Here is a 12433-nt window from a genome sequence, read left to right as displayed (position 1 = left end):
ACTTTTCTATTCACTGTCCTATGAGGATTGTATGCAAATCTACCAGTCGTGAATAGTAAGGAGCCATGATTATAAGATACCTTCATGATCGAGCGTCCATTATTAGCAATTTATGAAAAATTGCTGATTAAATGTTCTGCATTACAATATTTAAGTAGTTTTTTTAGCGCATCCGATACATGTTTTTGACGATGATAAACCGGATATAAAGTACGTTGCAGCGTTAATCCCTCTACCTTAATCTCTTTTAGTGTGCCATTTTTAAGCTGTTCTTCTATTACTCGGCGTGATAAACAGCTAATACCCATTTCATACATAACAGCATGCTTTATCGCCTCTGAATTTCCTAACTCCATTTCAATGCGATAACCGGGTAATGATGCAAATAAAAGATGATTAAGCACATCTCGTGTACCTGATCCGTTTTCTCGTAAAATCCAAGGTGCTGATTGTAAATCAGCCAAAGTTACACTTTTACTTTTTGCTAAAGCATGATCGGGAGAACAAAAAATGACCATCTCATCTAATAACCATTTTTGGCTAATAAGCTCCGAACTTTGACAAGCGCCTTCAATAAGACCTAAATCAACTCGAAACTCACTCACCAATTTAACCACTTCTTCTGTATTTCCGATGCTCATTTCTAAAGGAATATCAGGATAATTACGATGATAATGTCCCAGCATTTGCGGCAAAATATAGTTACCAATAGTGGTACTTGCAGCGATACGTAATGCGCCATTTCCTGCCTGAAACAGTTGTTCTACTTCTGTGGCTCGCTCGAGTAAAGAAAGTGCTCTGGGATAAAGTAACCGCCCGTGTTCATTTGTGACTAAACGTTTTCCAACTCTATCAAAAAGCTGTACGCCCAATTGGCTCTCTAAATCAGTTAAAGAAGCACTGACGGCAGACTGAGATAATGCCAGTTGTTGTGACGCTTGCGTTGTAGAACCGCACTTGAGTACTTCCGTAAACACTTCCAGTTGCCGCAACGTAATTCGCATATCCATACCACCTTTTTGCTGTCATTGTCATAACATACTATCCACAAACCAATAACATACCAAGAACAATTGATAAAATATACATCTATTAGTTTTAGTGGTCATTATTATAAAAATAATGAGTTTAATAAATAAGATTATTTGTTATATGCTTATGCTAAATTTATATAAGCAAGGTTTTTCTATGTCTGAGCAAACTCAATCTATGACATTAGCTAAAAAATATTTTATGCCAATTTATCGTTGGATCCCCGGTTTATTACTAACAGGAATACTAACCGCTCTCGCTATTTTTGTGGGTGATATTCCTTGGTTTTCCAACATGGGATTAGGCGCTTTAACACTAGCTATCTTATTCGGTATTATTATTGGTAATACGTTTTATCCCGTTGCAAAACCTTATAGCGATGACGGTGTTAAGTTTGCGAAACATTATTTATTACGAGCGGGTATTATTCTTTATGGCTTTAGACTGACGTTTCAGCAAATTGCCGATGTGGGTGCCACAGGGCTGATTATTGACGCCATTATGCTGACATCAACCTTCCTTATTGCTATGTGGATAGGTAAAAAATACTTTGGTTTAGATGAACAGACTGTCATTTTGATTGGTGCTGGTAGCAGTATTTGTGGTGCCGCCGCCGTTATGGCAACAGAACCGGTTGTTAAAGCACAAGCAAGTCAAGTCGCAGTTGCTGTATCAACCGTAGTTATTTTTGGCACTATTGGTATTTTCCTTTACCCTTGGTTTTTCCATTTAAATGCGTTTGCAGGTTGGTTGCCTTTTAATGAAGAAACTTTTGGTATCTTTTCTGGTTCAACTATTCATGAAGTTGCTCAGGTCGTTGCTGTTGGCCACTCAATAAGTCCTGATGCAGAAAATGCAGCGGTTATCAGTAAAATGATCCGCGTTATGATGTTAGCGCCTTTCTTAATTATTCTTTCTACTTACTTAAGTAAAAAGAATAATAAAAATAGCGAAGGTGTTGCACAAAAAAGCCCAATTACCATACCTTGGTTTGCTGTGTTCTTTATCTTAATGGCCGGTTTTAACTCTTTAAATTTAATTCCGGCTGTATTAGTAAGCTATATTGTGACTATTGATACCATTTTATTGGCAATGGCAATGGTTGCTTTGGGCTTAACAACTCATATTAGCGCAATTCGCCAAGCGGGGGTTAAACCGCTGCTGTTAGCATTATTTCTCTTTTTCTGGCTGACTATTGGAGGCGCTTTTATTAATATCTTTATTCAATCGGTATTAATGGCTTAGTTCTTACGCCAACAAGCTATTAATAACGATTTATAAAAAATTTAAAGCTCAGCTTTCCTCCTTGAAAATTATTTTCCTCTTGCGCAACTGTAAATCAGTTGCGCTTTTTTGCATTTAACATATCAATATGGTGTTATACACTTTTATATTTGTTATCGTGGTGTGAAATAAAATCTAAGGAGAGAGTCATGAAATTTATTGGCGCACATGTCAGTGCCGCTGGTGGCGTCGATCAAGCAGTATTGCGCGCACATGAAATAAAAGCTACTGCATTTGCCCTATTTACTAAAAATCAACGTCAGTGGAAAGCAGCGCCATTAGCCAGCGAAGTTATTGATAAATTTAAAAATAATTGTGAAATTTATGGCTATACAGCTTCTCAAATCTTACCTCATGATAGCTATTTGATTAATTTAGGTCATCCTGAAGAAGAAGCACTAGAAAAATCAAGAGACGCATTTTTAGATGAAATGCAACGTTGTGAACAATTAGGTATCGAACTACTCAATTTCCATCCCGGAAGCCATTTAAATAAAATCGATATCGATAAATGCCTAAAACGTATCGCGGAATCCATCAATATTACATTAGATAAAACACAAAACGTTACCGCCGTTATCGAAAATACTGCGGGACAAGGCACTAACTTAGGTTTTCGCTTTGAACATCTCGCCGCTATTATTGATAGCGTGGAAGATAAATCTCGGGTTGGTGTATGTATTGATACGTGTCATACATTCGCAGCAGGATATGATTTGCGTACTGTTGAAAATTGCGAAAAAACCTTTGCTGAATTTGGCCAAATTGTTGGGTTTCAGTATTTAAAAGCAATGCATTTAAATGATGCAAAAAGTGAATTAGCAAGCCGCGTAGACCGCCACCATAGTTTAGGAGAAGGCAATATAGGCAAAGTGCCTTTTACATATATTATGCAAGATGATCGTTTTGATCATATCCCACTTATTTTAGAAACTATTAATCCTGATATTTGGCCTGACGAAATTGCATGGCTAAAATCACAGCAAATTAATTAATCACCATTAAACGAAATGATTATTGCTCCTAAGGCCATTTTTATCATAAATACCAAGGGAGCTATTTTATCACCAACCCTGTTTTTCATTCAGCAAAACATCCCATGCTATCCTTGAACTTTTAAAGTAGCCCAAGGACAATACCCTCGTAAAAATGACTTTTCTCTACCAATATAAAAAATAAGGAGTATCAAATGTCTGCTGTAGATACGGCTAAGTATGTAGTAGTCGGTGTTGGTGTAATTATCGTCAATGAAAAAGGTGAAGTGTTATTAGGAAAACGTTGTGGATCACATGCGCCTTACTGGTCAATTTTTGGTGGTCATGTTGACCCCGGTGAAACCTTTGAACAATGTGCAATCCGTGAAATTGAAGAAGAAATAGGTATCACTATCGATGCACCTAAAGTGATAGGCATCAGTAATAACTTAGAAACTTATCAGCAAGAAGGAAAACATACTGTTTCTATTTGTATGTTAGCACAATTCAAAAATGGTGAACCAACGCTGATGGAACCCGATAAATGCTCAGAACTTCGCTGGTGTTCGCCTGATAACTTGCCAGAACCTCATTTTGAGGCAAGCCGTAATTCCATTGCTTTATGGAAAAACCATCAATTTTATCAAAAATAATTTATTTTTTAGCTATCTCCTTCATTATTCTGGATGTTTTTTGTTCAGGATAATGTTTGTAATCCCTTTTTTTAAATTAAACCTCTCCTTTTTTACTCTTTGATTTCTCTTTTATTTCTTATTCCCTTGATGTTAATTCATTGATTTATATAGCATAGGGTTTCTATTGTGTTATTTTTACTCACTTTTTTAATAATTAAAGCTTGCTGACTTCTATTTACACACTCTAAACAAGCGTGTATCCTCCACACTATCAAGCTAGTACATTGAGTCAATAATTATAAGGACATCGTATGTCAGAAGTCACTTCAACAACAAAACGCCCATCAGTACTTGGTGGAGCGATGATTATTGCAGGCACTGCAGTAGGTGCTGGCATGTTTTCAATTCCAATTGTGACTTCCGGTGTGTGGTTTACTGGCTCTATTTTTCTGCTAATTTATACTTGGTTTTGTCTGTTTATGTCTGGCCTAATGATCCTTGAAGTTAATCTTCATTATCCTTTAGGCTCAAGCTTTCATACCATTACCAAAGATTTATTAGGAAAAGGTTGGAGTGCAATTAACGGCTTATCAATTGCTTTTGTACTTTATATTTTAACCTACGCTTATATCTCTGCTGGCAGTTCTATTATCGTGCAGAATTTCTCAGGTATTGTAAGTGTACCTCAAGCTATTGCTGGCTTACTTTTTGCCTTATTAGTGGCTTTCTTTGTTTGGTTATCAACCCGTGCAGTAGATAGATTAAGTACCATTTTAATTGGTGGTATGGTGATTGCGTTTGTTCTCGCTATTGGTGGTTTGTTTACTGAAGTCAAAATGCCTGTGTTATTTAATACCACAGAAAATCATCCTAGTTATTTACCTTATGCTTTAGCTGCATTGCCTTATTTACTGACATCATTTGGCTATCACGGAAATATTCCTGGCTTAGTGACCTATTATAAAAAAGACGGCAAAGCTGTAATGAAAAGTCTGTTAATAGGAACATTAATCTCACTAGCTATCTATATTTTATGGCAGTTCGTAGTACAAGGTAATATTCCTCGTGAAGATTTTAAACAGGTTATTGCTGATGGTGGGAATATTGGTAACTTATTAACACAGATGCGCAGTAGTACCGCAAATGAAATGGTATCGCACCTATTAGATATCTTCTCTTATATGGCACTAGCGAGTTCATTCTTAGGCGTATCTTTAGGTTTATTCGATTACTTAGCAGACTTTTTTAAATTTTCAGATAATGGTAGTGGGCGATTAAAATCAGCATTAATTACGTTTATTCCACCGACTATTTTAGCCATTATCTTCCCTGATGGATTTTTATACGCCATTGGATTTGCAGGTCTAGCAGCGACAATTTGGGCGGCAATTATTCCTGCATTAATGGTTAAAGCAAGTCGCCAACGTCATAAAGCGCAAAGCTTTAAAGCACCCGGCGGTATGTTTATGATTGTGTTTGTTATTTTATTCGGATTAATTAATGCTTCTGCGCATATACTAGCAAGTTTTGATCTGCTTCCTATCTACCGCTAATCCTTCGTTAAAGCCAGCACTTGCTGGCTTTACGCTTTTTATCAATTTCTCTATAAAAAAGTTTGCGAATAACTTGCCAAGTTTCTGCACTGCGAGTAATTTTGTCGCCATTCTCGTCAATGTTATTTAATGGAAGGTTTTATATGGCAAAAGCCAATGAAATTAAACGCGGTATGGCAGTCAGTTATAACAACAAATTATTGCTGGTTAAAGATGTCGATATTCAAGCACCAAGTGCTCGTGGCGCAAGTACATTGTACAAAATGCGTTTTACCGATATTCGGACAGGTCAAAAAGTAGAAGAGCGTTTTAAAGGCGATGACATGGTTGAAACTATCAACTTAACCCGTCGTGCCGTTAGCTTCTCTTATATTGATGGTGATGAGTATATCTTTATGGATAATGAAGATTACACACCATATACCTTCAAAAAAGATCAAATAGAAGATGAATTGCTGTTTATTCCTGAAGAAGGTTTAGCGGGAATGCAGGTATTAACTATGGATGGACAAGTTCTTGCATTAGAACTGCCACAAACTGTGGATATGGAAATTGTTGAAACTGTGCCTGGAATAAAAGGCGCTTCAGCAAGTGCTCGTACCAAACCAGCGACATTACCTACAGGGCTAGTGATTCAGGTTCCTGAATATCTATCAACGGGTGATAAAGTCCGCATTCATATTGCAGAGCGCCGTTATATGGGCCGTGCTGACTAAATAAGTGCAAAATCTCTCCTACACTTAGCTAAATATTGCTAATGTGTGGCTAAATGGGTCAGATAATCGTAGAAACCCAATGCGGCAGACGATTATTTGACTTGTTTACCTCAACTAATTTACCTCAACTAATCACTCTTCTATTTATCACCTTTTACCATGCTCTTAAAACGTAACGTTAAGCATGATGCTAAAATATAATTAAAAGTAGTGAACATCAATGATCCCATTCTTTTGACTATCGTCCATCCAACGGATTTCCGCTTTCCCCATATCTTGAGGCAAAAGAATGGATTGTGAATGATCAAAAGATGCAGGAACAATAGATTGAGTTGAGGTAAAAACTTTATTGTGTTTGTAACACTGATATTGTGCTTTATCGAATGTAAAATTCATTTCACAGGCTGGATCTACAATAGCACCTCGCAGATAAATCTGCCCTGTGGTTTGCTCTAGTGATGATGCCCAAGCAAGAGATATCGAACAGGAAACGAGAAGACTGCATAATACGGTCAGATATTTTCTCATAACGACCTCACTTCTTGTTTGCACTAGCAGGTATGAGGATCACACCTACCCGACATATTTTCATCATAGCAATAAAACATGACATTTATATAGACAGAAGAAGAATATTTGATGTCTATCAAATATAAGCTTTCATTGTTTATAAATAAAAAAAATAGAAAATCAACGTTGATAAAACTTAAGTCAAATATTTATAATTGTAATTAAATTTTAAAAATATTAAAAAAATATTTAAATTGTAAAAATATTTTTATTATTTAATTCAAAAGAAATTAATTGTATACAATATTCATTATGGCTAAGTCATCCTTAATCCATTTTATAGCCATTGTTCCTTTGTTATTAATCAATTTTGAATTAAATTGTTTGTTTGGTTCTAAATGCTAACGTGATTCCTCCATTTCAACCCCATTCCAACACTTTGTTTTAAAAGTGTTTTTATTTGTTTCCATTTCACAGTTACCTTCAACAATAGTACCAACGAATGTAATGGTACCCGATCCTATTACTTTATTTTCACTAGCAAATGATGCAGCAGTTAATAATAAAAACAAACATGAAACTACCTTACATATCTTTTTCATGATTAATCTCCCAGTGTTTATAGATAACGTCAAGCAAAAGAGCCAATATGTTATTAAAGACCTAACTAATATCGGCTCGTTACTTTTTTTATTTAACTTTTATCATTACTTTAAGATTAGAAAAAAATTATAAAACACTCAATATACGACTATCAAGAAAATATATTCAAAGTTTACCTTAAGGCGATATTAGTACAGCTAACAGAAATGAAACTTATAGATAACAATTTTTAAAGCATCTATTTGCAAAGATATATTTTTTTACTTTGACTATAGTCCTATAATCAATATCAAAAATTTCGTGATCACGATCACTAAATATACGTAATACAAGCAGCTTGATTATTTATGAAACTTTCTAACACCCGCCAAAAAGTAAGCCTTATCTTAATTCTTAATTTATGTAGTTTGCTCATTTTCTGTTCTTGGTATATTCCTGCCCAACATGGGTTTTGGCTATCACTAGATACTCATATTTTTTATTTTTTTAATCAGCATATTTTGCCTGATTCTTTTTTTGCAAAATTTGTAGCTTACGTTAATAAGCGATCATTTGATCTTATTATTCTGCTCGCAATGGGAATGCTTTATTACAATACTTTTCGTAAACAAAATTACGCAGGAAAGCGTCATCTTATTATTGTGGGATTAGTTATGGTGGTCAGTGCCGTGCTAATAAATCAAATTGGTCAAAATATCCCTATAGATAGACCTAGCCCTACACTTCATTTTCAAGATTCACATCGCGTGGGTGTTGTAACAGGAATAGCAACCAAAGATGCTTCTGGTGATAGCTTCCCTGGTGATCACGGCTTAATGCTGCTTATTTTTTGTAGCTTTATATTACGCTACCTCTCATTTCGTTCTTTTTTATGTGCACTGCTCATTACGGTAGTTTTTTCATTACCACGCGTAATGGCGGGAGCGCATTGGGCTTCTGATATATTAGTGGGCTCTCTTTCGTTAACCTTACTCACCACCAGCTGGTTATTAATTACTCCTCTGTCAGACACCATTATTAAATGGTTAGAAAAAGTTCTTCCCTTTAAAGAGAAGAAACATTTTAGTTAAAATAATTAAAAACCATTAAATAAGAATAAGCGCAAGTTTATCTGCGCTTATTCATTTTGGTCAGAATTATATCAATTAAATGAAACTTTGATGACATAATTGAATCTATTTTAAGTATTAGCACTTTATTATCTAATGTTTTGTAAATTAAGCGCCTTTTCTCTCGCCATTTAACTTTTCTTTATGTACACTTTTTGTGTTTCCGCATTATTTATCATTAAATGCGGATAATTACGTGCTTTAGTGCACGTTTTTCGCGCAATGGGGTTGCCAGAGTTAAATTACACTATATTCTCTGGTTATTTGGTGAATTATTCATGTGCAATTCGGCACATAAGGATGTAAGGGAAATCTGTCACAATGAGAAACAAACCGTTTATGAGAATGCTTAAGCTCATACCGGCGTTCATTGTCGTAGCTACGTTATCTGCATGTAGCTCACAGAACGCAAATTCACGCTTAGCGAATCCAAGTAATACCCCACTTAAAACATCACCTAGTACTTCTATTTCTCAAGCATCTCAAGATGAATTTGAATCATTGGTGAAGAATCTCGATATAAAATCTAAGATACTTGACCAATATGCAGACTGGAAAGGCGTAGCATATCGTTTAGGCGGTAATACTAAAAGTGGTATTGATTGCTCTGCATTCGTTCAAAGAACATTCCGCGATCAGTTTGGTGTAGAACTGCCGCGTTCAACTTCAGATCAACAATTTTCAGGTACCCAAGTAAATAGAACCAAATTACAAGCTGGTGATTTAGTTTTATTTAAAACAGGTCGCACAATGCGTCATGTTGGTATTTACATTGGTAACGATAAATTTGTTCATGCATCAACAAGTAGTGGTGTAATCGTTTCAGAAATGTCGAATACTTACTGGAATAACCGTTTTTATGCAGCGCGAAGAGTTATTGAGAAAGAAGCGGCTATAGCTGAGAACCTCTCATTGAATACGTTAAGATAATTATTTCCCTTATATCTTATATCGAATAAAAAAGGCTCATTAATAAATGAGCCTTTTTTTGTGTTTGTAATTTATCGCTATGACTGCTGAGGATATTTGTGTTACTTAATAAGTTGTATCTTGATTACAAAACAACAGCTCACCAGCACGGTTGATATAATATTAATAATATTATCTTAGAGTTACGATAAAAGCTTACTTCGTGCTATGAGTAAACGTTATAAATAAGAGTATGCAGTAGGAAATGGCTCAGCTATCGCAACACCTGCATTTTTTAAACAACACAGTGCTGCACATTCATCATCGCTTCCCAGAAAAAGGCAAGGTACGCCATCCCACTCAATAATAACGCTTTCAATATGGAGATTATTCAGATACTGACGCAAATGCTGTATTGCTTCATCCAGTGTCATACCATCATGGCTTAACAATTTTAAACCAATTAGCGTATTTTGCTTTCCCGCATCATTTTCAGGCAGTATCTCTACTCTTGTACCTGTAAAACCAGCTAGCCACCGATAACTCAGCGGCAGCTTGTGAACTACCGAAAGTTGTACATTATCCACAAATCAATCCTGTTTCATCAACACGTTAGTTTAATGCATCATCAATACGAGCTTGAACTGACTTGCCCACACTTCATATTAAAACCTTGTTAACTATAAAACATAATTATTACAATTATTTTACAAAAAAAGTGAAGATCCCTTATTACGCATTTTATAGTTCTAATGTTTTCATACACTCATTCCCTTGAAGAATGTATCCTTCAATTATTCTTTCATTTATTTAACATTTTATCAACTATATAAAAAAATTGTATAAAATATTACGTATTCATGTAAAACAATTTATCAATTTTAATCACTATGATTCATAACAACAAAACAATGACAGATGGTCATTAAAATAAATTTCACTTAATTTAACAAACACACAACATCAAGTATTGATTGAAATCAAGAAATGCCACTAAATTGAAACGATTCACAGGGGATATCTGAAGGAAATAGTAATTTTTCGTGCAGAGCAGCACTAAAAAGGAGAGTTCACGCTATAAATAATATAAATTTATAGCGTGATATTCTTATTTGTAACGGCGAGCTAACAGAATAAAACCCATTGCGCACAGAACACAAAAAGCCATTGAACTGACCATTGGCCATTCTGTTTTAGCCGGTAACATTGCAATTGCGGTACCAACTAAAGCCCCAACCCCAAAACGCACAGTACCCGCTAAAGAGGAAACTGTACCAGCCATATGAGGATAATCATCAAGAATAACAGCCATTGCATTAGAGGTTATCATCGCTATTCCTCCAACATACATTGCAACACCCACAACTAAGAAATTGAAATGTAAATTCAACGCAACTACCAGCATTAAAAATACGCCCATCAAACATTGAATGGTTAATCCAAAGCGCAGCATATTTAAAGCGCCAAATCGACGAACATATCGCCCATTAATACCCGTCATGATAATTAAAAAGATGATATTAAAACCAAAATAGAAGCCAAATTGGTCGAAGGGGATGCCATGTAATTCGATATAAACAAAAGGCCCAGCACTTAAAAATGAGAACATTCCAGCAAAAGAGAAGCCGGATGCCAAAATATAACAAAAAACACGGCGCGCTCTAAATAAACTAATAAATTGGCTAAATGTCACTCTTAAGCTAAAGCGCTGGCGACGCTCTTTCGGCAAGGTTTCTGGAATAAATACCGTTATCAGTACAGCTGCAATAATTGCCGCAATTGAAATACTCCAAAAAATAGCATGCCAAGAAAACCATCTCATTACTCCAGCGCCCAATAAAGGTGCAAGTAATGGCGCAATGGTCATCACTAAGGCAACAAAAGACATACTTCTAGAGAAATCATCTCGAGAAAACATATCTCTCATTAATGCATTAATCACAACACTGGCGGCAGCCGCAGCAAAACCATGTAAAAAACGCATCCATATCAGCATATCTATAGATTCAGATAATGCACAAGCACCTGATGCAAAAGCAAAAACAATAACACCACCCAAAATAACCGGTTTACGCCCCAGACTATCTGCCATTGGGCCATAAACTAATTGCCCAATCGCAAAACCAAAAATATAGATACTGAGTGTCATCTGAACTTTACCACCAGGCACACCAAAATCTTGGGCGATAGTCGGTAAGCTAGGTAGATACATATCTATAGCCAATGGCGTAAGCATGGAAATTAGTCCCAGAATTAAAATGAGACTAAGGTATGACGAACGTTGCTGTTGCACGCAGATAAACTCCCAAAAACGGCAGGATAACAATTATTACTGAGGTATATGGATGCTACTGATTTCTTCTTCAGTTAATAGGCGGTACTCACCTTCAGCCAAAGTTTCGTCTAATGTGATATCCCCTATACGCTCGCGATGTAAACCACAGACATGATTACCAACAGCCGCAAACATGCGTTTGACTTGATGGTACTTGCCTTCACTAATCGTCAACTTCACTTCAGTTGGCGTAATGATTTCTAGTGTTGCGGGTCTTGTCAGCTCTTTTTCACCATTTAATTGCACACCTTTTTGGAATTGTTCAGCAACATTATCCCCAATAGGTTCTTCAAGAGTAACAAGATAGGTTTTTTCACAATGATGTTTTGGTGCAGTAATACGATGTGACCATTGCCCGTTATCCGTTAATAAAACAAGCCCTGTGGTATCAATATCTAAACGCCCCGCTGCATGTAACTTATGCGCCAGTGGTTCATCGATAAAATAAAGAATTGTTGGATTAACTGGATCATCCGTAGAGCACACATAACCCACCGGCTTATTCAACATAAAGTAGCGTGGGCCTAAAATTTGTGTCAGTGCTTTACCGTTATAGGCTACGTTTTGCTCTGGTGTAATTTTAGTTGAACCAGACTTAACTACATCACCATCAATTGTTACTAGCCCTGATCTAAGTTCACGAGCAACCAAATTACGGCTAATTCCCAATTGCTGGGCTAAAAATTTATCTAATCGCATGAATTTCTCTGAAAAATGGAAGAATACCATCTGATATGAGGTATCTATTAAAAATGAATATTAACAATAAAACA

Annotated in this window: 13 protein-coding genes; 7 read left to right on the top strand and 6 right to left on the bottom strand. The window is 35.9% G+C overall.

Annotated features, from left to right (window positions below; translation table 11 throughout):
- Positions 1–110: 110 nt before the first annotated feature.
- A complete protein-coding gene (gene yieE, locus M997_RS08015) occupies positions 111–1004 on the bottom strand; it encodes a DNA-binding transcriptional regulator YeiE (RefSeq protein WP_064719587.1) in 894 nt (297 codons plus the stop codon).
- Positions 1005–1188: 184 nt separating this feature from the next.
- On the opposite strand from yieE, the gene M997_RS08010 reads away from it, so the two are divergent.
- From M997_RS08010 to yeiP, 5 genes are all read left to right on the top strand, one after another.
- Positions 1189–2277 carry a YeiH family protein gene (locus M997_RS08010; protein ID WP_064719586.1) on the top strand — a complete coding sequence of 363 codons (1089 nt, stop codon included), beginning with the start codon at positions 1189–1191 and terminating at the stop codon, positions 2275–2277.
- Positions 2278–2465: 188 nt separating this feature from the next.
- On the top strand, positions 2466–3311 hold the full coding sequence (nfo, locus tag M997_RS08005) for a deoxyribonuclease IV (RefSeq protein ID WP_064719585.1): 846 nt from the start codon (positions 2466–2468) through the stop codon (positions 3309–3311).
- Between the two features lie 194 nt (positions 3312–3505).
- Positions 3506–3943 carry a nucleotide triphosphate diphosphatase NUDT15 gene (locus M997_RS08000; RefSeq protein ID WP_064719584.1) on the top strand — a complete coding sequence of 146 codons (438 nt, stop codon included), beginning with the start codon at positions 3506–3508 and terminating at the stop codon, positions 3941–3943.
- A 293-nt stretch (positions 3944–4236) separates the two neighbouring features.
- Positions 4237–5478: a tryptophan permease gene (gene mtr, locus M997_RS07995; protein ID WP_064719583.1), complete on the top strand. Its 1242-nt coding sequence runs from the start codon at positions 4237–4239 to the stop codon at positions 5476–5478.
- A 143-nt stretch (positions 5479–5621) separates the two neighbouring features.
- Entirely contained in the window at positions 5622–6194 is a 573-nt protein-coding gene (gene yeiP / locus M997_RS07990) for an elongation factor P-like protein YeiP (RefSeq protein WP_064719582.1), read from the top strand.
- Between the two features lie 201 nt (positions 6195–6395).
- Here yeiP and M997_RS07985 read toward each other — a convergent pair whose 3' ends face one another.
- The gene (locus M997_RS07985; RefSeq protein ID WP_064719581.1) at positions 6396–6722 is read right to left on the bottom strand and encodes a hypothetical protein; all 327 of its coding nucleotides are present in this window, start codon (positions 6720–6722) and stop codon (positions 6396–6398) included.
- A gap of 383 nt (positions 6723–7105) precedes the next feature.
- Positions 7106–7306 carry a hypothetical protein gene (locus M997_RS17710; protein ID WP_248846336.1) on the bottom strand — a complete coding sequence of 67 codons (201 nt, stop codon included), beginning with the start codon at positions 7304–7306 and terminating at the stop codon, positions 7106–7108.
- A gap of 348 nt (positions 7307–7654) precedes the next feature.
- On the opposite strand from M997_RS17710, the gene M997_RS07975 reads away from it, so the two are divergent.
- Positions 7655–8377: a phosphatase PAP2 family protein gene (locus tag M997_RS07975; RefSeq protein ID WP_064719580.1), complete on the top strand. Its 723-nt coding sequence runs from the start codon at positions 7655–7657 to the stop codon at positions 8375–8377.
- A 360-nt stretch (positions 8378–8737) separates the two neighbouring features.
- Entirely contained in the window at positions 8738–9346 is a 609-nt protein-coding gene (gene mepS / locus M997_RS07970) for a bifunctional murein DD-endopeptidase/murein LD-carboxypeptidase (RefSeq protein ID WP_064719579.1), read from the top strand.
- A 218-nt stretch (positions 9347–9564) separates the two neighbouring features.
- Here the strand turns inward: mepS and M997_RS07965 are convergent, their stop codons facing one another.
- The 3 genes from M997_RS07965 to rsuA form a co-directional block, all read right to left on the bottom strand.
- Complete coding sequence (locus M997_RS07965; protein ID WP_064719578.1) at positions 9565–9912, bottom strand: YejG family protein; 348 nt, start codon at positions 9910–9912, stop codon at positions 9565–9567.
- 521 nt (positions 9913–10433) lie between these two features.
- Positions 10434–11618 carry a Bcr/CflA family multidrug efflux MFS transporter gene (locus M997_RS07960; protein WP_064719577.1) on the bottom strand — a complete coding sequence of 395 codons (1185 nt, stop codon included), beginning with the start codon at positions 11616–11618 and terminating at the stop codon, positions 10434–10436.
- 36 nt (positions 11619–11654) lie between these two features.
- Positions 11655–12359, bottom strand: a complete 705-nt coding sequence (rsuA, locus tag M997_RS07955) for a 16S rRNA pseudouridine(516) synthase RsuA (RefSeq protein WP_064719576.1) — start codon at positions 12357–12359, stop codon at positions 11655–11657.
- Positions 12360–12433: the final 74 nt, after the last annotated feature.

It is taken from the genome of Proteus hauseri ATCC 700826, assembly GCF_001654965.1.
GTDB lineage: Bacteria > Pseudomonadota > Gammaproteobacteria > Enterobacterales > Enterobacteriaceae > Proteus > Proteus hauseri.
This window is presented reverse-complemented; position numbering and strand designations above follow the sequence as displayed.